20 protein-coding genes are annotated in these 18,452 nt (G+C 60.2%); 8 read left to right on the top strand and 12 right to left on the bottom strand.

Translation table 11 applies throughout. The features are described from left to right. Positions 1 to 106: 106 nt before the first annotated feature. From AC13DJ_RS01190 to AC13DJ_RS01180, 3 genes are all read right to left on the bottom strand, one after another. A complete protein-coding gene (locus AC13DJ_RS01190) occupies positions 107 to 1,492 on the bottom strand; it encodes a PhoH family protein (protein WP_206768803.1) in 1,386 nt (461 codons plus the stop codon). Positions 1,493 to 1,516: 24 nt separating this feature from the next. Further along, the gene (locus tag AC13DJ_RS01185) at positions 1,517 to 2,008 is read right to left on the bottom strand and encodes a CBS domain-containing protein (protein WP_058340332.1); all 492 of its coding nucleotides are present in this window, start codon (positions 2,006 to 2,008) and stop codon (positions 1,517 to 1,519) included. An 82-nt stretch (positions 2,009 to 2,090) separates the two neighbouring features. Then, positions 2,091 to 2,828, bottom strand: coding sequence for an START domain-containing protein (locus AC13DJ_RS01180; RefSeq protein WP_474539834.1), 738 nt, complete (start codon positions 2,826 to 2,828; stop codon positions 2,091 to 2,093). Positions 2,829 to 2,965: 137 nt separating this feature from the next. On the opposite strand from AC13DJ_RS01180, the gene AC13DJ_RS01175 reads away from it, so the two are divergent. Continuing rightward, positions 2,966 to 3,973: a DUF2804 domain-containing protein gene (locus AC13DJ_RS01175; RefSeq protein WP_474539835.1), complete on the top strand. Its 1,008-nt coding sequence runs from the start codon at positions 2,966 to 2,968 to the stop codon at positions 3,971 to 3,973. A 14-nt stretch (positions 3,974 to 3,987) separates the two neighbouring features. Here the strand turns inward: AC13DJ_RS01175 and minE are convergent, their stop codons facing one another. From minE to AC13DJ_RS01150, 5 genes are all read right to left on the bottom strand, one after another. Further along, on the bottom strand, positions 3,988 to 4,239 hold the full coding sequence (minE, locus tag AC13DJ_RS01170) for a cell division topological specificity factor MinE (RefSeq protein ID WP_094624645.1): 252 nt from the start codon (positions 4,237 to 4,239) through the stop codon (positions 3,988 to 3,990). A gap of 3 nt (positions 4,240 to 4,242) precedes the next feature. Continuing rightward, positions 4,243 to 5,055 carry a septum site-determining protein MinD gene (gene minD, locus AC13DJ_RS01165; protein ID WP_094624646.1) on the bottom strand — a complete coding sequence of 271 codons (813 nt, stop codon included), beginning with the start codon at positions 5,053 to 5,055 and terminating at the stop codon, positions 4,243 to 4,245. 65 nt (positions 5,056 to 5,120) lie between these two features. After that, positions 5,121 to 5,891 (bottom strand): septum site-determining protein MinC, encoded by a 771-nt coding sequence (gene minC, locus AC13DJ_RS01160; protein WP_232900793.1) that lies wholly within the window; start codon positions 5,889 to 5,891, stop codon positions 5,121 to 5,123. Positions 5,892 to 5,914: 23 nt separating this feature from the next. Beyond that, a complete protein-coding gene (locus AC13DJ_RS01155) occupies positions 5,915 to 6,277 on the bottom strand; it encodes a HopJ type III effector protein (RefSeq protein ID WP_474539836.1) in 363 nt (120 codons plus the stop codon). Further along, positions 6,277 to 6,555, bottom strand: a complete 279-nt coding sequence (locus AC13DJ_RS01150) for a DUF1244 domain-containing protein (RefSeq protein ID WP_232900791.1) — start codon at positions 6,553 to 6,555, stop codon at positions 6,277 to 6,279. Before AC13DJ_RS01150 ends, AC13DJ_RS01155 begins: the two co-directional genes overlap by 1 nt. A gap of 114 nt (positions 6,556 to 6,669) precedes the next feature. On the opposite strand from AC13DJ_RS01150, the gene dinB reads away from it, so the two are divergent. After that, the gene (dinB, locus tag AC13DJ_RS01145; RefSeq protein ID WP_474539837.1) at positions 6,670 to 7,734 is read left to right on the top strand and encodes a DNA polymerase IV; all 1,065 of its coding nucleotides are present in this window, start codon (positions 6,670 to 6,672) and stop codon (positions 7,732 to 7,734) included. On the opposite strand, the gene AC13DJ_RS01140 is transcribed toward dinB, so the two are convergent. Beyond that, the gene (locus AC13DJ_RS01140) at positions 7,709 to 8,290 is read right to left on the bottom strand and encodes a phosphatase PAP2 family protein (RefSeq protein ID WP_474543813.1); all 582 of its coding nucleotides are present in this window, start codon (positions 8,288 to 8,290) and stop codon (positions 7,709 to 7,711) included. The two genes, dinB and AC13DJ_RS01140, sit on opposite strands and share 26 nt — an antisense overlap. Continuing rightward, a complete protein-coding gene (locus AC13DJ_RS01135; RefSeq protein WP_474539839.1) occupies positions 8,256 to 9,503 on the bottom strand; it encodes a glycosyltransferase family 4 protein in 1,248 nt (415 codons plus the stop codon). The genes AC13DJ_RS01140 and AC13DJ_RS01135 overlap by 35 nt, the downstream gene beginning before the upstream one ends. A gap of 101 nt (positions 9,504 to 9,604) precedes the next feature. Here AC13DJ_RS01135 and AC13DJ_RS01130 point away from each other — a divergent pair, with 101 nt between their 5' ends. The 4 genes from AC13DJ_RS01130 to AC13DJ_RS01115 all read left to right on the top strand — a co-directional run bounded on the left by AC13DJ_RS01130 (position 9,605) and on the right by AC13DJ_RS01115 (position 13,996). Continuing rightward, positions 9,605 to 10,642, top strand: coding sequence for an NADP(H)-dependent aldo-keto reductase (locus tag AC13DJ_RS01130; RefSeq protein ID WP_058340322.1), 1,038 nt, complete (start codon positions 9,605 to 9,607; stop codon positions 10,640 to 10,642). A gap of 196 nt (positions 10,643 to 10,838) precedes the next feature. After that, complete coding sequence (locus tag AC13DJ_RS01125) at positions 10,839 to 11,192, top strand: hypothetical protein (RefSeq protein ID WP_058340321.1); 354 nt, start codon at positions 10,839 to 10,841, stop codon at positions 11,190 to 11,192. Between the two features lie 114 nt (positions 11,193 to 11,306). After that, the gene (locus tag AC13DJ_RS01120; protein ID WP_482932896.1) at positions 11,307 to 13,520 is read left to right on the top strand and encodes an acetyl-CoA hydrolase/transferase C-terminal domain-containing protein; all 2,214 of its coding nucleotides are present in this window, start codon (positions 11,307 to 11,309) and stop codon (positions 13,518 to 13,520) included. Next, positions 13,520 to 13,996: an FKBP-type peptidyl-prolyl cis-trans isomerase gene (locus tag AC13DJ_RS01115; protein ID WP_473801682.1), complete on the top strand. Its 477-nt coding sequence runs from the start codon at positions 13,520 to 13,522 to the stop codon at positions 13,994 to 13,996. Before AC13DJ_RS01120 ends, AC13DJ_RS01115 begins: the two co-directional genes overlap by 1 nt. On the opposite strand, the gene AC13DJ_RS01110 is transcribed toward AC13DJ_RS01115, so the two are convergent. After that, positions 13,956 to 14,768 (bottom strand): lysophospholipid acyltransferase family protein, encoded by an 813-nt coding sequence (locus tag AC13DJ_RS01110; protein WP_474539841.1) that lies wholly within the window; start codon positions 14,766 to 14,768, stop codon positions 13,956 to 13,958. The genes AC13DJ_RS01115 and AC13DJ_RS01110 overlap by 41 nt on opposite strands. A gap of 6 nt (positions 14,769 to 14,774) precedes the next feature. Continuing rightward, positions 14,775 to 15,536, bottom strand: coding sequence for a GNAT family N-acetyltransferase (locus AC13DJ_RS01105; RefSeq protein ID WP_474539842.1), 762 nt, complete (start codon positions 15,534 to 15,536; stop codon positions 14,775 to 14,777). Positions 15,537 to 15,779: 243 nt separating this feature from the next. Between AC13DJ_RS01105 and AC13DJ_RS01100 the strand changes: the two genes are divergently transcribed. Then, on the top strand, positions 15,780 to 16,514 hold the full coding sequence (locus AC13DJ_RS01100) for a response regulator (RefSeq protein WP_474539845.1): 735 nt from the start codon (positions 15,780 to 15,782) through the stop codon (positions 16,512 to 16,514). A 53-nt stretch (positions 16,515 to 16,567) separates the two neighbouring features. Then, positions 16,568 to 18,136, top strand: coding sequence for an ATP-binding protein (locus AC13DJ_RS01095; protein WP_474539843.1), 1,569 nt, complete (start codon positions 16,568 to 16,570; stop codon positions 18,134 to 18,136). Positions 18,137 to 18,452: the final 316 nt, after the last annotated feature.

Here is an 18,452-nt window from a genome sequence, read left to right as displayed (position 1 = left end):
GCTATCCCCTTTGTTTTTTGGTGTTTTTATAGCAGAGACAATATACCGCAAGACAGGATTCTGAATTGACCTTCGAGGCCAACATGGTTGGCCTCAAATGCCATGATCAGAGGTTGGCTTCGGCGAACTCGGCCAGTACCGAGCGCGGTACGCCCTGAAGGTGGATGTGGCCGCCATGGCGGAAGCCCTTGAAGCGTTCGGTCATGTAGGTCAGGCCGGAGCTCAGGGGGCTCAGGTACGGGGTGTCGATCTGCGCCAGGTTACCCAGGCAGATCACCTTGGAGCCGTTACCGGCCCGGGTGATGATGGTCTTGATCTGGTGCGGGGTCAGGTTCTGGGATTCATCAATGATGATCAGGCTGTGCTGGAAGCTGCGGCCCCGGATGTAGTTCATGGATTTGAAGTGCAGGGGCACCTTGCTGAGGATGTAATCCACGCTGGCGGTCATGTTCTCGTCGTCTTCATGCAGGGCTTCAAGGTTGTCCACGATGGCGCCCAGCCAGGGCTCCATTTTTTCCGCCTCGGTGCCCGGCAAAAAGCCGATATCTTCGTCCAGTCCCTGGGTAGATCGGGTGGCGATGATGCGCTTGTAGAGCTTGCTGGCCACAGTCATTTCAATGCAGGCTGCCAGGGCCAGGATGGTTTTACCGGAGCCGGCAGAACCGGTCAGGTTCACCAGGTGGATATCCGGGTCCAGCAGCAGGTGCAGGGCCATGGCCTGGTAGATGTCCCTGGGTACCAGGCCCCAGACTTCTTCGTTCATCAGGTCGTGCTGGTGCAGGTCTTTAATCACCAGCTGATCATCGGAGATGTCTACCACCTGGCCGATAAAGCCCCGCTCATCGATCACGAATTCGTTGATGTTCAGCCTGGCCAGTTCGCCTTCCCGTTTAAGCAGGTGTTCGGTTACCCCTTCCCGCTGTACGGTTTCCACCTTGGCGATGTTGTCCCAGAAGGAATTCGGAAATTCCTTGTAGCCCCTGGGCAGCAGGTCGATGTCGTCCAGCAGCTGGTCATTGTGGTAGTCCTGGGCTTCTACGCCAAAGCCCCGGGCTTTCAGCCGCATGTTGATGTCTTTGCTGACCAGGATAATGTCGCGGGATTTGTGCCGGGCCTGCAGGGCCGCCAGGGTGTTGATGATCTTGTTGTCGTTCAGGTGTTCGGGCAGGGAATGGGTGCCGGCACCCTCGGTACTCATGATGATCGACAGGCTACCCAGTGGATCCGCCTTTTTGCCGCGCAGAATGGGTACGCCTTTTTCAATGTCCTTCGGGCTGGCATCGCCCAGCAGTTTGTCGATGTTGCGAATTGCCTGGCGGCAGTCGGCGGCAACGGTCTGTTTGCCGGACTTCAGGCTGTCGAGTTCTTCGAGGACGGTCATCGGAATGATGACATCGTGTTCTTCAAAGTTCAGGAGGGCATTCGGATCGTGGATCAGGACATTGGTGTCGAGGACGTACATCTTCTTGCGAGCTTGCGGTGCTCTGGGCATAGGGTGAGTTACCTCTCTGGTGGCTCAGTCGTTCTCGGCGCAGCGCCGGCTCAGTTCCTGGTCGGAAACCAGCTTCAGCATGTCGTAGGTAGTAATGATGCCGGTGATTTTTGAATCCCGGGTGACAAAGATCCGGTGCAGGTGCTCGCGCATCATGATGTTGGCAATGTCTCGCACCGGGGTGTCCTCGTCAACCGAGAGCACGATGGGGGTCATGATATCCCGCACTTCTACCGGTACTTTGCCCATTTCTTCGAAAATTACCATGCGCAGCCGCCGGGCTTCTTCCTGCTCTTCCTCGGTGAGCTTGGGCTGATCTCCGGAGCGGGCAGCATTCCAGCGGAATTCGGTGATGTCTTTGAGGGTGGCAATGCCGATGATATCGCCGTTGTCATCGGTTACCGGGCTGCCGGTAATTTCGTTATCGGTGAGGAATCGGGCCAGCCTGTCCATGGTCCAGTGGTGGGGGACGGCTTTGATGGTGGGGGTCATGATCTCATGGGCGAGAACAGTCATTGGCAGGCGTCTTCCATTTGCGGTGCTTTTGCTGAAAGCTTAGCCGTTCCGTGGCCTGCCGTCACCCTTGTTTGTGCGCCGGTCAGCGGTTGTCAGGCACAACGCCTTGCAGGTTGCCGTCTTCGGCCCACTCCAGCCGGTAGCCCTGATACTTGTCAGACTGAGCCACTGCTTCCAGCGCCTGCATGGACTCGACCGGGATATCCACCAGGAGGTTGTTCACCAGCCAGCCGGGCAGGGAGCCGTTGGGCTCGGTGTGCTGTACCCACACCATGTGGGTGCGGTCGCCCCGGGGCGTGAACTGGTAGAGGGTATTGGATACGTCAACCCGCACCCGGCTGCTGTACTCGGCCCGCATGCCCGGAGTGGCGTTCAGGTCCATGATGACCTGGCCGGTGTCGGCATCGCCCCGGGTGCGGATGCGCAGAACATAGTCCCGGTCGGTTACCGGCCAGGGCATGTCGTTTACCGAGTAGGCGTAGCGGTCGTGGAAATCTCCCTGGCCGAAGGCATAGGATTCCGAGCAGTTGAGCACCCATTCCTCGCAGGATTCCGGGTTGATCATGACCGCCATCAGGTTTTCGACGGGGGCGTCCAGTTCGGCTACGGCTTTGAAGGCCTGGAAGCCGGAACCGGGCTGGTCCATTGTGTAGATGCGGATGTTGTCGACTTCTTTCTGCAGGGCCCATTGTTCGGCGTCGATGGCCGGCAGGCTGCCTGGTTCGGCGCCAGTGGCGGAGGCAGACAGGACAATACCGGTAACAAGGCCGGCCAGACTGATCAAGGAGGCCCTGAAGCCAAGGGCTCTGGTAAACAGCATAAGCTACACTTTGATGAGGAAGTTGGCGGCAGTCTAGCACGGAGCCCTGGTGGCCTTTGGTGCCGGAACAAGGGTTTGTGAACCAGGTAACTTACTGAATCGCCCGAGGGCGCAATTGGCCTGATCTGACGGAAAATATGACAAAACAAACACTGATCGATGCAAAGGGGCGGTTTACCCCCGGGGTCCTGGACCAGCCGGTGGAAACCATCAATTACCTGGATTACGACCTGCGTACGGTGATGGACAAGCCGCGGTCCCGGCTGGCGAAGCGCTGGCGGTTCAACCAGTTCCAGTTTGTCAGTGCCATGGCGCCGGGCTGGGTGTTCGGCATGGCGATTGTGGACCTGAAGCTGCTGGGCAGCGGTTTTTTCTACCTGTTCGATTTCGAGAGCGGGCAGATGTTCGAACAATCATTCGTGCAGCCGTTGGCCCGGCACACGGTGATCGAGCCATTCCCGGAACACGGCGCGTCCCGCTTTCGCAAGGGCGAGGTGAGCCTGTCCATCGAGCCGACGGAGGGTGGTCGCAAGGTACAGGTGACAGCACCGGGAACAATCCGGGTAGACCTGACGTTGCAGGATACCGACCAGCCCCTGCGGCTGGTGTGCCCGGCGGGTTACAACGGCTGGGTGTTTACCCGGAAATCCGCCGGGCTGGCAGTGGAAGGGGAGGTGCGCTGGGGCGGGCAGGCGTGGCGCTGTGACGAGCAAACCCGGGCGTCCATCGACTGGAGTTGTGGCTTTATGCGCCGGGAAACTTCCTGGAACTGGGCCTGCCTGGCCGGTGTGGCCGAAGATGGCACATCCATCGGCCTGAACCTGGCTGCCGGGGTAAACGAAACTGGTATGACAGAAAACGCCCTGTGGCTGGATGGCCAGTGTATCAAGCTGGGGGCGGCCCGCTTTGTGTTCGACCGGTATCGGGCCGGTAGTGAATGGCGGGTAACCACCGGGGACGGCCGGGTAGACCTGGCCTTTGAGCCGGCTGGCGTGCGCAAGGAGCGGCTGAATGCCTGGGTGCTGGCGTCCAACTTCCGGCAGTTTGCCGGCACCTTTAGCGGTACGGTGACAGATGAAGCGGGCAAAAAAATCCCCGTAGCCGGGCTACGGGGATTGGTGGAAGATCACTTCGCCCGCTGGTAACGCGGGCGCTGCCGTTATTTTTCCGGCAGGGTGACGTTCAGTTCCAGTACCGAGCAGCTTTCGTTACGGTCTACATCTACCTGGACCATGTCGTCGCTGATCTGCACGTATTTGCGAATCACATCCAGCAGTTCCTGCTGCAGCTGTGGCAGGTAATCCGGCATGTCGCGCTGGCCCCGTTCGTGGGCCACGATGATCTGCAGGCGTTCCTTGGCCACGCTCGCGGTGTTGTTCTTCTTGCTTCTGAAGTAATCCAGAAAACTCATCCCTTAGCCCCCCTTGAACATCCGTGAGAAGAAACCCTTTTTCTGGGCCGTCATGAAGCGGTGCTCCCGGTCTTCACCCAGCAGCCGCGCTACCGCGTCGTCATAGGCCTGGCCGGCATCGCTATTCTCTTCCAGGATCACCGGAAGGCCCTGGTTGGAGGCGTTCAGTACCACCTGGCTTTCCGGGATAACGCCCAGCAGGGGGATGGCCAGGATTTCTTCAACGTCTTTTACCGACAGCATTTCGCCACGGTCTACCCGGTCCGGGTTGTAGCGGGTCAGCAGCAGGTGTTCTTTCACTGGGTCCTGGCCCATTTCGGCGCGGCGGGACTTGCTCTGCAGAATGCCCAGAATGCGGTCAGAATCTCGTACCGAGGACACTTCCGGGTTGGTAACCACAATGGCTTCGTCGGCATAGTACAGGGCCATCTGGGCGCCGTGCTCGATGCCGGCCGGGGAGTCGCACACGATGTAATCGAAGGTCTGCGACAGCTCGTTGATGACTTTCTCTACGCCTTCCCGGGTGAGGGCTTCTTTTTCACGGGTCTGGGAAGCCGGCAGGATGTACAGGGTTTCCACCCGCTTATCCTTGATCAGCGCCTGGTTCAGGGAGGCTTCGCCCTGGATCACGTTTACGAAGTCGTAAACCACCCGGCGTTCGCAATTCATGATCAGGTCGAGGTTACGCAGGCCCACATCGAAGTCGATTACGACGGTCTTGTGGCCGCGCTTGGCAAGGCCGGTGCTGATTGAAGCGCTGGTGGTGGTTTTACCAACGCCGCCTTTTCCTGAGGTAACGACAATGATTCTAGCCAAGGTTCAATTCCTGTTTCGCAGTGGATTCGTCATGTCTTCATATGTTGTTTTTGGCTGTCACAACATCAGGCCTTGTCCAGTGGCGTTACCACCAGCAGGTCGTCCCTGAGCTGGATCTGCACAGCGCTTTTCCAGCCATTGTCCTGAAGATCTTCGGAGATTTTATAGTGTCCGGCGATGGACACAAGCTCCGCTTCAAGTGACTGGCAGAATACCCGGGCGCTCTCGGCACCGTGGATACCGGCCAGTGCCCGCCCGCGCAGGGGGCCATACACGTGAATATTGCCTGCGGCCAGTACTTCGGCACCTGCCTGCACCGGCGCCAGGATAATCAGGTCTCCCTCCGGGGCATACACCTGCTGGCCGGAACGCACCGGCTGGCTGATGATGCGGGCCGGGGCCGGTTCTGCGGTTGACGCCGCAGCGGCCGGCACTTCAGCCACCGGGGCCTCTTCGGCCGCGGCTTCCGGTTCCGGGGCTGCCGTTTGTGGCTTTTCGCGTACCGTACCGCCTGGCAGCAGGGCCAGGGAAGCGCCCCGGGCCAGTCGGCGCTGGTCTTCATTGCCGGCACGAACGCCAATCACGTGGATGTTGTGGCGGCGACAGGTGCCGATGATCTTGAAGAAATCCAGTTCGCTGTCCAGGCCTTCGTATTTCTCCAGGCTGATGATCAGCGGGATGTCTTTGAAGAAACCCGGTGCCTGGCTGATCTTGTCCCGCAGGTTGGCTTCGAACTCATCGTTGTCGAAGTAGTAAAGCTCCAGGGCCGTCAGTGAGACGTTTGCGCTTTTCAGCTGGAAACTCTGTTTTACCCCGGAGGTGGCGGTATCGCTCATGAATAGCAGTCTTCCCTGGTGTTTTACGAGTTGGTTTCGTTTCTCGGGCGCAATGGCTGGCCGTCGAAGCGGATTCCGGACCAGCCGGTACTGATGAACTGGCGGATGTTACCGTGGCTGTCGCCGGCCGGGTCGCCCAGTACCTGCTGGTAGTGCTGGGCAAACAGCTGGAGGGTATCGGCTTCGTTCAGGTTGCAGTACTGGCCCAGGGCAAACACCCGGCAGGAACCGGCGTTCTCGCCGGCCTCGTTACGCAGCGGACCGTTGTTGAAACCGGTGGGCTGGAACTCGAAGTGCTGGTCGATCAGCGCCAGGGTGTCGTCAAAACTGGCGTGGCGGCCCTGCAGAGACGCCAGGTGAATGCGAACGGCTTCAGCTGCGTTCATTATTTGTGGTCCTGTTTCGGGCCGGTCTGGTACTTCGCTTTCCAGTCTTCGTAAGGCATGCCGTAGATTTCTTCACGGGCGGCCGGGTCTGTGATCTCGAACCCGCGTTCGGCGGCTTCGGCGCGGTACCACTTGGACAGACAGTTGCGGCAGAAGCCGGACAGGTTCATCAGGTCGATGTTCTGTACGTCGGTGCGCTCGCGCAGGTGCGCAACCAGGCGGCGGAAGGCGGCCGCTTCGATTTCAGTGCGATCGTTCTCGGGGATGGGATTAGTCATGGAGCCTCACAGTGATGTACCGGGTTATGTTCTGGGTTTCCTGACATTCTCGGCATGTTACCGTAAGATACAAGGCTGTATAAACGTACAGATTGTTAACGTGAGCCTGCCTGTATGGCCCAGCGCAAGATCATCCATGTAGATTGCGACTGTTTTTACGCCGCAGTCGAGATGCGTGACGACCCGTCTTTGCGGGACGTTCCGCTGGCCGTGGGTGGTGCTGGCGGCCGTGGTGTGGTGACTACCTGCAATTATAAGGCGCGGGCTTTTGGCGTGCGCTCGGCCATGCCGGGCAGCGAAGCCCGGCGCCTGTGCCCCGGGCTGGTGATGGTGCCACCGGACCTGGGCAAGTACCGGGCAGTTTCCCAGCAGGTGATGGCCATTCTTCGTGATATGACCGACCTGGTGGAGCCGCTGTCGCTGGATGAAGCCTTCCTGGATGTCTCCGACATTAGCGACCATAAAGGCAGTGCCACCCTGATGGCCCGGCACCTGCGGGAGCGGGTGAAGCGGGAGGTGGGCATCACCATTTCCGCCGGTGTGGCACCAAACAAGTTCCTGGCCAAAGTTGCCAGCGACTGGCGCAAGCCCGACGGCCTGTTTGTGATCACACCGGAGGAGGTGCAGGCGTTTGTAGAGGCGCTGCCGGTGGAAAAACTGTTTGGTGTGGGCCAGGTGACGGCGGGCAAGTTGCACGCGCTGGGGGTCGAAACCTGTGGTGATATGCAGGCTTTAGGCGCCGATGTGCTGATCGAGAAATTCGGCAAACAGGGCTACCGGCTGTTCGAAATGGCCCATGGCCGGGATGAGCGCCCGGTGGTGGTGTCGCGGGTGGCGAAATCGGTCAGCGTAGAGCGAACCTTCTCCCAGGATTTGCCGGGCAAGGAGGCGTGTGAATCGGTGATGCCGGCGCTGGTGGCCGATCTCAACCTGCGCCTGGCCCGCAAGGGCCGGGACAAGCCCATTCACAAACTGTTCGTGAAAATCCGTTACAGCGATTTTTCGACTCACACCCTGGAGCGGGTGCGGGACACGGTGGCGGAACCCGCTCCGGAGGATTACCAGCCGTTACTGGATGAGCTGGTCAGCAACCGGGATCGGCCGGTGCGGTTAATGGGGGTAGGGGTGCGTTTTCGGAACGATGAAGCGCCGGTTACCCAGCTGCGACTGTTTGACTGAGCTGCAGCAGATCGCCGAACAGCTGTACTGAAGCCCGGCCCATCAGGCCGCCAATCAGGGCGCCGGCCGCCACGTCACTCGGATAGTGCAGCCCCAGTACCACCCGGGAGGCGGCTACAGACAGGGTAAATGGCAGGATGGCCCAGGCCAGCGCCGGCAGGGTGGCAAACAGCATGGCCTGGAAACACACCGCGTGCAGGGTGTGGCCCGACGGGAAGCTGTAGCGATCCAGTGGCGGTGTAGCGCAGTTGATGGCCGGGAAAGAAATAAATGGCCGCTCGCGGATCAGCCAGTGCTTGAGGCCTTTATAGCTAATGGTGCAGGTCAGCCCGGTAAACGCCATCAGTACAGCGATGTTCTGGCCGTGGGCCGGTGCCATAAAGGGAATAGAGAGAATCAGTGCGTACCAGAACCAGCCATCACCCAGCCGGCTGACCAGCTGGAAGTAGCCTTTTACCGGCCGGAAACGAATGGTGCGGTTGATAGACTGGCACAGGGCGTATTCACGCTGGTCTGCCAGTTCAAAGAGTCTGGATGCTTTGCTTGTTGACGCCATGGTATCGGGCCTGTGCAGGTTGGTTGAGTACCAGTTGTTCGAATTGTTCTATCTGGCTGTGCCAGCTCAGCTCCAGTGCGTCCAGCCGGGCCTGGGCCCGGATCCGTTGCAGCAGGCTGGGTTGGTCTGCCAGTCGCAGGGCGTTGTTGATAAAGCTTTCGTCTTCGGTGAGCGGCGCTTTCAGGCCGTTCTCCTCGTGCCGGATGTGTTCCGCCGCAGCGGCATCGTCAAACGCCACTACCGCCAGGCCGCTGGCCATGGCTTCCAGCACCACGTTGCCGAAGGTGTCGGTTTTGCTGGGGAACAGGAACAGGTCGCCGGAGGCATAGTGCCGGGCCAGGTCGTCGCCTTGCCGGGTACCACAGAAAATGTAGTCCGGGTGTCGCTCTTCCAGCTGACGCCGCAGTGGCCCATCGCCCACCAGGATAAACCGGGCGCTGGCATGCAGGCCTTTGATGCGCTCGAAGCAGGCCACGGCTTTGCGGATGTTTTTTTCCAGTGCCAGGCGCCCCACATAGAGCACGGCCTTGTCGTTTTCGCCCAAGCCCCAGCCCTTGCGCAGGCCTGCATCACGCTTGTGGGGAGTAAAGCGCTGACAATCCACACCCCGGGCCCACAGGCCGGCGTTGGTGATGCCCATGCTGCGGGTAACCGCCTGCATTTTCCGGGTTGGCACCAGGGTCAGGGCCGTGCGGTTATGGAACCAGCGGCCGTAGGCGCACAGCAGGCGCTCCAGTGCGCCCACGCCGTAGTAGCGGGAGTAGCTGTGAAAGTTGGTGTGGAAGCCGGAGATGACCGGGATCTGCAGTTTTCGTGCAGCAGACACAGCGGCAATCCCGAGGGGCCCCTGGGTTGCTACGTAAACGGCATCCGGCCGGTGGTTCTGCCACAAATTCTTCAGGGTGGCGGGGCGGGACAGGCCGAACTGCAGGTCTTTGTAGCCGGGCAGGGGCAGGCCGGAAACAATCAGCTCCCGGGAACACAGGCCGTCGCCGTTACAGTCGAACAGGCCTTTGCCTTCCCGGCGCTGGCCAGGGCGAACCACCGTAACCACATGCCCACGCTGCACCAGCCCCTGGCACAGGTGCTTCATGGTGTTGGCCACGCCATTGATTTCCGGCGGAAACGTCTCGGAAACAATGGTAATGTGGTGCGCGCGCCGGTCAGTTGGCGGGAGTTCTGTCACGGCTTGTCCTGAAGGTTTTTCTGTCATGCCTCCACTATGGAAACCGGCCATGACAGTAATGCGACAGCCCTGTGACAATCCCTTTACGTATTGTGGTTACTGATCTCTCATTAAAACGAGGAGAATTCATGCAAACGCGAAAACTTGGAAACACCGACATTGATGTCAGTCTGATTTGCCTGGGCACCATGACCTGGGGCGAACAGAATACCGAGCAGGAAGCGTTTGAACAGCTGGACTACGCCACCGGCGCCGGCATCAACTTTATCGACGCCGCCGAGATGTACCCGGTGCCGCCCCGGGCTGAAACCCAGGGCCTGACCGAAACCTACCTGGGCAACTGGCTGGCCAGCCGGGGCAAGCGGGATGACCTGGTGATTGCCAGCAAGGTGGCAGGCCCCGGCAATGGCCTGGGTTACCTGCGTGGCGGCCCCAGGCTGACCCGGGATCACATCCGTGAAGCCTGTGAAAGCAGCCTGAAGCGCCTGCAAACGGATTATATCGACCTGTACCAGGTGCACTGGCCGGACCGCAGCGCCAATTTCTTCGGCAAGCTGGGTTATGTGCGCAACCCCAGTGAAACCATGACGCCGATCGAGGAAACCCTGGGTGCCCTGGACGAGCTGGTCAAAGAGGGCAAAATACGCCACGTGGGCCTGTCGAACGAGACGCCCTGGGGCACCATGGAATACCTGCGGCTGTCACGCGAGAATGGCTGGCCCCGGGTGGTGTCTATCCAGAACCCGTACAGCCTGCTGAACCGTTCGTTCGAATCCGGACTGGCGGAGTTTGCCCACCGTGAAGGCACCGGGCTGCTGGCGTATTCGCCGCTGGCCTTCGGCATGCTTACCGGCAAGTACCTGGGTGGCAAGTGGCCGGAAAAGGCGCGGCTGACCCTGTATGAGCGTTTCAGCCGGTACACCGGAGAGCATGCTGCCGACGCCACCCGGGCCTATTGCGAACTGGCGCACCAGAATGGCCTGTCGCCGGCCCAGATGGCGCTGGCCTGGGTAAACAGCCGGGAGTTTGTTACCAGTAATATCATCGGCGCCACCAGCATGGAGCAGCTGAAGGAGAACATTGGTTCTGCCGAGATTAACCTGAGCCAGGACCTGGTCGCTGCGATTGAGGCGATCCACGCCGAGTTCACCTACCCCTGCCCGTGATGGGTGGTGCCCGGGTAACCGGGAAAATGTTACAGAATGCAAAATAACTGATCATTTCTTGACAAAAAAGTGCCGTAAATGCGCCAGATTGCTGGCGCATTTGTGTGCAAATTCACATCAATTTCATGGATAATCACTAGACTTTCGTACAGTAGCCTTTCGGCCAATTTAACGAACCCAGGTCTGTTGTGTTGTCATGATTATCCGTCTGTTTCTGATTCTTCTGGTGCTCAACCTGGTTGCCTTCGCGGTACGCGCAGAGGCGGCAGAACCGGTTTTATCCGAGCCCATGCTGTCGGAACGCATGATGGCCGAGCGTGATGGTGCCATGTCGCCCGAAGATATCTACGAATTCCAGGAATGGATGTCTGGGGATGTTGAAGAAGACCGCAGTGATGCCTTTGCAGCCATTGGCTCCAGGCTTCTGAGCCTCGGCCTTGTGCGCTCCCGCAATTCCGGTAAATCCTACGCATCTGACGGTGCCCAGGCTGACCACGGTATCGCCCTGCTCAATGAAGGTGCCTGCCTGAACCTGCGCTGGAATTTCTGATCCCCTTTTTTACCTCCGCTTTCTGCCGTTTCTCCTGACCTGACGCATTGTCAGCCTCGTTTGCTCGTGTGATCATCACGACTGTTGAGATTCTCATCGAACGAGGAGCCGGAAATGGCCGAGCAGAACGGAATCTATTCCGATAACGCAAATAACTGTGTAGACCGCGTGATCGAGCGGGTAGGCAAGCGGATTACCCTCGGGTTGCCGCTCGGGCTGGGCAAGCCGGTGCGCTTTGTGAACGCCCTCTACCAGCGCGCCAAGGACGACCCGGAAATCCAGCTGCACATTGTCACCGCTTTGTCCCTGCTTGCCCCGGAAGGCAGCTCCTCCCTTGAAAAACGCTTTATGGGCCCGTTTGCACGGCGGCTTTACGGCAACATTCCCGAGCTGGCCTACGCCCGGGATGTGACCAACAACCGGTTGCCGGCAAACGTGACCGTGTCTGAATTCTTCTTCAAGGCCGGCAGTTACCTGAATAACCGGGACCAGCAGCGCAATTACGTATGCACCAACTACACCCATGCGGTGCGTGACCTGATGGCCCAGGGCATCAATGTGATCGGCCAGTTGATGTCGCCGGGCGCCGAACACGACCGGCCCGGCGAGTTGAGCTTCAGCTGCAACCCGGACCTGACGCTGGATATCCTGCCTTTGATGCGGGAGCGGGAAGCCCGGGGCACCTCGGTGGCCATCGTGGGCGAAGTAAACAGCAACCTGCCCTGGTTCGGCCACCACGCGGCGGTGGCCGAGAATCAGTTCGATGTGGTGCTGGCAGACTCCAGAACCGATTATCCCCTGTTTTCAGCACCCCAGATGGCGGTCAGCCCCGCCGACCATATGATCGGCTTTTACGCCAGCACATTGCTTAAAGATGGTGGCACGCTTCAGGTGGGCATCGGTTCCCTGGGGGCCGCGCTGGTGCACAATGCCATTCTGCGCCACCACAGCAATGACGCCTGGCAGGCGGTGTACAAACACCTGAACGTGGCGGAAGAGTTCCCGGTGACCATCGAGTTTGGCGGTACCGGCCGCTTCGAGGAGGGACTGTACGGCTGCAGCGAAATGATGGTGGACGGCTTTCTGTACCTGATGCAGGAAGGCATCCTGGAGCGGGAGGTGTTCGACGACGCCCGCCTGCAGGAGCTGATCAATCAGGGTGATATCAGCGGTCAGCCTTCGCTGGATACGCTGGATGTGCTGCTCAAGGAAGGGCTGATCGAGTCACCCCTTCGGGCCCGGGACCTGCAGTGGCTGATCCGCTACGGGGTGATCCGAGCCGGTGTTGAGTTACGCGGCGGGCGACTGGTTCTGGATGAACAGCTATCGGTTCAGGCCGACCTGGCCGATGCGGAAACCCGTCAGGCACTGGCAGAGCATGCCCTTGGGGACAAACTGGCGGGCGGCATTGTCATGCACGGCGGTTTCTATGTGGGCCCCGAGAAGTTCTACCAGGCCCTGAGGGAATTGCCCCCGGAGCAGCGGGACCGCGTATGCATGACCAGCGTGAACTATATCAACCACCTGTATGACCACCGCTTCGGTAACCAGCGGCTGAAGGCCGCCCAGCGGGTTCACAGCCGGTTTATCAATTCCGCGATGATGTACACACTGAACGGCGCGGCGGTGTCTGACGGCCTGGCCGATGGCCGCGTGGTCAGCGGTGTGGGTGGCCAGTACAACTTTGTCTCCATGGCCCATGAGCTGCCGGGTGCCCGGTCTATCCTGGCCCTGCGGGCAACCCGTGTATCCCGCGGCGAAACCGTTTCCAACATCGTCTATAACTACGCCCACTGCACCATTCCCCGGCACCTCCGGGACATTGTGATCACCGAATACGGCATTGCTGACCTGAGGGGCCAGAGCGACGAGCAGGTGATGCTGCGGCTGATCCGCATTGCAGATGCCCGTTTCCAGGAAGGGCTGCTGAAACAGGCCAAGCAGGCCGGCAAGGTGCGGGCTGACTTCAAGATACCGGCACACTGGAAAGACAACACGCCGGCGGCCGTGCGTAACGCCATGAATGCGGCGGGTGAGGGCGACTGGTTCCCGGCCTTCCCGTTCGGCCGGGATTTCACCGACGAAGAACTGACACTGGGGAAAGCCCTTAAGGGGCTGAAGGCCGCAACCGGCTCCCGTCGTGGTAAACTCGCCACCCTCTGGCAGGCCCTGCGGGCCGAGGATGAGGAAGGTCGCTACCAGGCGCTGCTTGAGCGCATGGGGCTGCAGCGGCCCTCCGGGTTGCGGGAAAAGCTGGACCGCAAGCTGGTCATCCACGGCCTTGAACGCCTGGAAACTCCGACACCGACAGGAAAGCCGAAAAACTGATGCAAGCACAAACCCCGCAAGAAAAGCCGGAAGTCTTTACCGTCCACTACGTGCTGAAAAACCGCATTGGCGAACTGGTGGATACCTCGGAAGGCAGCGAGCCGCTGCACTTTCTTTATGGTTCGCCAGAGATTATCGAAGGTATCCAGGAAGCGGTGAAAGACCGCAAGGTGGGAGACTGCCTGGAAGTGACGATTCCGCCGGAGATGGCCTACGGTGAATACCGGGACGAACTGGTACGCAAGGTGCCCCGCTCGCTGTTCGAAGGGGTGGAAAACCTGGATGTGGGTATGCGCTTCCAGACCAATTCCGGTGACGAAGCCCAGGTGGTCCAGGTGGTCGCGATTGACGGCAACCTGGTGAAGGTTGACGCCAACCACCCGCTGGCAGGATTCACCCTGTATTTTGACCTGGAAATCGTCGGTCGCCGCGAGGCTACGGAAGACGAGATAGCCCAGGGTCGGCCGCTGTATTGACCGGCAGCGGTTCGCAAGTATCGAATTCGCCGGAATGAATCCGCTTCAGGCCGGCGCTGATCTCCTGGTGGATATGACGGCTAAGTTCGTTCACCGGCTGGTCTGCCGTGACCGGCGGGTGAAACACGATCTCGATGCAGGTTGGCGGCAGGCTGAGCAAGCGCACCAGGTGCCGCTGGAAGCTGTCGTCACCCACGAAGGGCGCAACCGGGTCTGGCCGCTGGTTACGCCGGTAACCGATGGTGACCGGCTGAACAGGAACCCCGGCGTCCCGCGCCGCAGTCAGCAGTAACCCGTGCATCGGCAATACCGCAAGCCCGGAACTGGTGGTGCCTTCCGGGAACACCAGGACCGATTCCCCCGCCTGCAGGTGCTCCACCATTGTTTTCTTTATTCTCCGTGCCTGGCCGCCACCGCGCCTGATAAACAGGGTACCGGCCTGCCGAGCCAGCCAGCCGATCACCGGCCAGCTGCCAACTTCAGCCTTGGACAGAAACCGCAACGGGGTGAGGCTGCCGAGTGCCGGAATGTCTGACCAGCTGATGTGATTGGCTACGTACAGGGCATTGCCGGAGGTTGGCTGGCCGTGCACCTGTACCTGCCAGCCCAGGCACCGGCAAGCCTGCCGGAAACAGAAGGTGGCCCAGGCGTTCTTGTCTGTGGGCTGTTTCCTGACCCGGTCGGCTACTAACAAAGCCAGGGTCAGTACACAGGTGCCACACAGGAACAGGGCGAAGGCCAGCAACCGGGTGACCAGTCGAATCCCGCTCATCGCGGCTCAGGCCGGTTTGCGCAGGAAGTGCCGGCTGTAGCGGCCGGCCAGGTTGCTGACTTCCAGCAGTAACAGTACATCCGCACAACGGAACTCCGGGTCCCAGCAAGGCTCGCCGCAGACCTTGGCGCCCAGGCGCATATAGGCCCGGATGAGCGCGGGGATGTCTTCGGTTTTGTGGGTTTCCGGATGGGTCAGGTGGGGTAGGGGGCGCAGCGGAGTAACCCGGCACTCAGGCGCAGATAAATACTGCTGCTGCAGGTGTTGGGCAATGCGCCAGGCCCGGCCGCCACCGTCCGCCATGCTGATGCTGGCACAGCCGATCAGGTAGTCGACCTGTCTTTCGGTGAGGTACTCGGCAACGGCCGCCCACAACAAGGTTATGGTGCCGCCGTTGCGGTAGTCCGGGTGCACACAGGTACGGCCCAGCTCGGCCATGGTGCCGGGCAACTGGCCCAGTGCGGCCAGGTCAAACTCTCCGGCCGAGTAGAATCCGCCGATGGCAGCGGCGTTCTGCTGGTGCAGGATTCGCGTGGTGGCAACGGGTTCGCCGGTGTCTTCGTCTGTGACGATCAGGTGGTCGCATACGGTGTCGTAGGCATCGGCATCCAGCCCCGGAACCGTGGCGCCCAGGTCGCTGCCGTATTCCTCGGAAAACACCCGGTAACGCAGGCGCTGGGCGGCCTCTATCTGGTCCGGGCTGCGGGTCAGGCTGATTTTCAGGTTACGGCCGCGGCGTGGTTGCGTGCGTGCAGTTTGTGCGGTCATGGCGTTGCCTCGTTGTTTCTTGTTCAGGTCAAGGCTATGAACCGCGTATGACAGGCCGGTGACTTACCGGTGACGTGTCTGTGACAGCCGCAGGGGTGAGGCAAAAAGAGGAACTGTGTCACAAGCTGTAACCCCTTGCCGGTTCCATGTATATTTCTGAATAGCATGTATAATTGCTGTAACTGAACGTTGCCTGTATTGTCAGGGGCTGTAACCCCGAACAACGGTCACATAACAACAGAGATGGATGGCGTGGAGCAGACAAACGAGAGTTGGCGAATCCTGATCGTAGAGGATGACGAGCGGCTGGCGGATCTTACCCGCGAGTACCTTGAGAGCAATGGCCTGACGGTCTCTCTGGAAACCCACGGTGGCGCCGCCGTTGAACGTATCCGCAATGAGCAGCCGCATCTTGTGGTTCTGGACCTGATGCTGCCCGGAGAAGATGGCCTGTCGATCTGCCGGCGGGTTCGGCCTTACTATTCCGGCCCGATCATCATGCTGACTGCCCGCACTGACGACCTCGACCAGGTTCTGGGCCTTGAAATGGGCGCTGATGACTACATCGGCAAGCCCGTTCAGCCCCGGGTTCTGCTGGCCCGGATCCGCGCCATGCTGCGCCGGGTAGAGAACACCCCGATGGCGGCTGAGGAAAACTCCGGCGAAGAACCTGTGCGTTTGCAGTTCAATGACCTGGTGGTGGACCGCTCCATGCGCGAAGCCTGGCTGAACGAACAGAGCATTGACCTGACCAGTGCCGAGTTCGACCTGCTGTGGCTGCTGGCCAGCAATGCCGGCCGGGTACTGAGCCGGGAAGAGATTTTCACCGCATTGCGCGGCATTGAATACGACGGCCAGGACCGCTCCATTGACGTTCGCGTGTCCCGCATTCGCCCGAAGATCGGTGATGACCCGATACACCCGCGCCGTATCAAGACTGTGCGCAGCAAAGGCTATCTGTTCGTTAAAGAAGCCTGATCGCCCCAGGCGCCGCCCGTTCGGGGCGGTGCCGGTTACCAGGGTTTGTTTCCATGTCCCTGAAGTTCTTCCTGAAAATCTACGCCCGACTGCTGGCCATTACCGCTGCCGTGCTGGTGCTGTGTGTGCTGTTGTTCAACGGCATCAATTCCGTGCGGGGCCAGTACTGGCATGAACAGGCCGCCGAGCCGCTGATGCGCTGGCTGGCGGCGGTTCCTGACCCGGCCCGGCAATACCACTGGATGCCTTCGCTGTTCGGCTTGCACACGCTGCTGCCAGAGCAGTTGCAAGACGCGCCGGTGCTGGCTGAGCGCCTGGCCTATGGCCAGGTGGTCGCGGAGCCGGCGGGCACCGGCTACCGGTTTTTTGTGCGTGCCGGCGACGGCAGCATTCTCAGCCTGTCGCTTGAGCAAACCTACCCTGAACTTACCCGTGCGCTGGCCCTGCTGGTGCGCTGGCACCTGGATACGGCTAATCCGCAGCAGCTGAACCATGTATCCGAAGAACTGGGGCAATCGCTGAATGTGTCTATCGGGCCGTTGCAGTCAGCGGATCAGTTACCGGACCAGGCGGTGTTGCAGGACCTGGGCGACCGCGGCTTTTCGGTGTTCCATGAGGGGCGCCGTGCCAGTGTGCTGCTCCGGTTGTCGGAGGGCGACCTGGTGCGAATGACCATGCCGGCGCCGTTCAATCCCTGGGGCTGGCCAATGCTGGTGCTGCTGGCTGCGGTGATTGGTGGTGTGCTGGCTCTGGGCCTGTATCTGGGATTACGTTTTGTGGATGGTCGCCTGCGCAAGGTCGAGGCGGTGGCCGTGCGTATTGCCCGGGGGGAGATGGGCGCCCGGGTGGAATCCGAGGCCGGTACGCTGGTGTCCCGCCTGGCCTCTTCGTTCAACGGCATGGCCGAGCATATCCAGCGCCTGGTGCAGGTGCAGCGGGAAATGATCCACGCGGTGTCCCACGAGCTGAGAACGCCGGTAGCACGCATCCGTTTTGGTGTGCAGATGATCGAATCGGCAAGTTCCCCCGAGACCATGACAAAGCAGTTGTCCGGTATCGACGGTGATATTCAGGAGCTGGATGAGCTGATTGACGAGATTCTAACCTATGCCCGGCTGGAGCAGGGTGGGCCGGTGTTCAGCCTGCGGGAAGGCTCGGTTACCGATATTGCCCGGCAGGTGGTGGAGGAACAACGGCAGATCCGCGAAGGCATCAACATTGAGTGCCGTATTGATAAGGCTTCTGAACGCTGGGCGCTGGCCGACATGGAACCCCGCTATATCCACCGGGCCATCCAGAACCTGGTTGGCAATGCTGCCCGCTACGCCGACAGCCGCGTGGTGGTGAACTGCCAGCTGGATGAAAATACCTGCCGCATCGATGTAGAAGACGATGGCCCCGGCATTCCCGAACAGGATTGGGAGAAAGTCTTCACCGCCTTTGCCCGCCTGGATGACAGCCGTACCCGAACCTCCGGTGGTTATGGTCTGGGCTTGTCGATTGTTCGCCGCATACTTTACTGGCATGGCGGGCAGGCGTTTCTGGGTCGTAGCGACGAGCTGGGCGGAGCCCGGTTCAGCCTGGTCTGGCCCCGCCGTAAGCCGGCCGACTCAATTTTGTGAACCAGTGCTCGCGGCCTCACCAGATGTAACAAACCTCTACAGAACCGCTACTGAACCCTTGGGGCGGCTGGTCAATAATCGAAAACGTAAGGGATGACTTTTGAGGTTGTAGTTCTTACGAACTTTCCTTGTTTCATTCGTCATTTGAGGGCCGGTCTTTTCCGGCCCTTTGTTTTTTTGTGCGCCAGGCATGGCGCGTAGCGCCTTGACGGGCGCTGTTCCGGTACAGGTGGTGCTGGCCGGATGACTTGGGGGTGTAAGTCCCCTGTGGGCCCGGTAAGGGGAACCACTAGCCGGACGGCAAGGGTGTCCACCG

This window comes from Marinobacter sp. L-46 (genome assembly GCF_056859535.1).
This window is presented reverse-complemented; position numbering and strand designations above follow the sequence as displayed.

Bases quoted from the DNA above. Each gene is read 5' to 3' on its own strand.
- AC13DJ_RS01105 (WP_474539842.1), bottom strand. From the start codon at position 15,536: ATGACCGCACAAACTGCACGCACGCAACCACGCCGCGGCCGTAACCTG.
- AC13DJ_RS01130 (WP_058340322.1), top strand. From the start codon at position 9,605: ATGCAAACGCGAAAACTTGGAAACACCGACATTGATGTCAGTCTGATT.
- AC13DJ_RS01100 (WP_474539845.1), top strand. From the start codon at position 15,780: ATGGATGGCGTGGAGCAGACAAACGAGAGTTGGCGAATCCTGATCGTA.
- AC13DJ_RS01155 (WP_474539836.1), bottom strand. From the start codon at position 6,277: ATGAACGCAGCTGAAGCCGTTCGCATTCACCTGGCGTCTCTGCAGGGC.
- AC13DJ_RS01120 (WP_482932896.1), top strand. From the start codon at position 11,307: ATGGCCGAGCAGAACGGAATCTATTCCGATAACGCAAATAACTGTGTA.
- AC13DJ_RS01095 (WP_474539843.1), top strand. From the start codon at position 16,568: ATGTCCCTGAAGTTCTTCCTGAAAATCTACGCCCGACTGCTGGCCATT.
- dinB (WP_474539837.1), top strand. From the start codon at position 6,670: ATGGCCCAGCGCAAGATCATCCATGTAGATTGCGACTGTTTTTACGCC.
- minE (WP_094624645.1), bottom strand. From the start codon at position 4,239: ATGAGTTTTCTGGATTACTTCAGAAGCAAGAAGAACAACACCGCGAGC.
- AC13DJ_RS01190 (WP_206768803.1), bottom strand. From the start codon at position 1,492: ATGCCCAGAGCACCGCAAGCTCGCAAGAAGATGTACGTCCTCGACACC.
- AC13DJ_RS01140 (WP_474543813.1), bottom strand. From the start codon at position 8,290: ATGGCGTCAACAAGCAAAGCATCCAGACTCTTTGAACTGGCAGACCAG.
- AC13DJ_RS01175 (WP_474539835.1), top strand. From the start codon at position 2,966: ATGACAAAACAAACACTGATCGATGCAAAGGGGCGGTTTACCCCCGGG.
- AC13DJ_RS01125 (WP_058340321.1), top strand. From the start codon at position 10,839: ATGATTATCCGTCTGTTTCTGATTCTTCTGGTGCTCAACCTGGTTGCC.
- AC13DJ_RS01180 (WP_474539834.1), bottom strand. From the start codon at position 2,828: ATGCTGTTTACCAGAGCCCTTGGCTTCAGGGCCTCCTTGATCAGTCTG.
- AC13DJ_RS01115 (WP_473801682.1), top strand. From the start codon at position 13,520: ATGCAAGCACAAACCCCGCAAGAAAAGCCGGAAGTCTTTACCGTCCAC.
- AC13DJ_RS01150 (WP_232900791.1), bottom strand. From the start codon at position 6,555: ATGACTAATCCCATCCCCGAGAACGATCGCACTGAAATCGAAGCGGCC.
- AC13DJ_RS01185 (WP_058340332.1), bottom strand. From the start codon at position 2,008: ATGACTGTTCTCGCCCATGAGATCATGACCCCCACCATCAAAGCCGTC.
- AC13DJ_RS01135 (WP_474539839.1), bottom strand. From the start codon at position 9,503: ATGACAGAAAAACCTTCAGGACAAGCCGTGACAGAACTCCCGCCAACT.
- minC (WP_232900793.1), bottom strand. From the start codon at position 5,891: ATGAGCGATACCGCCACCTCCGGGGTAAAACAGAGTTTCCAGCTGAAA.
- AC13DJ_RS01110 (WP_474539841.1), bottom strand. From the start codon at position 14,768: ATGAGCGGGATTCGACTGGTCACCCGGTTGCTGGCCTTCGCCCTGTTC.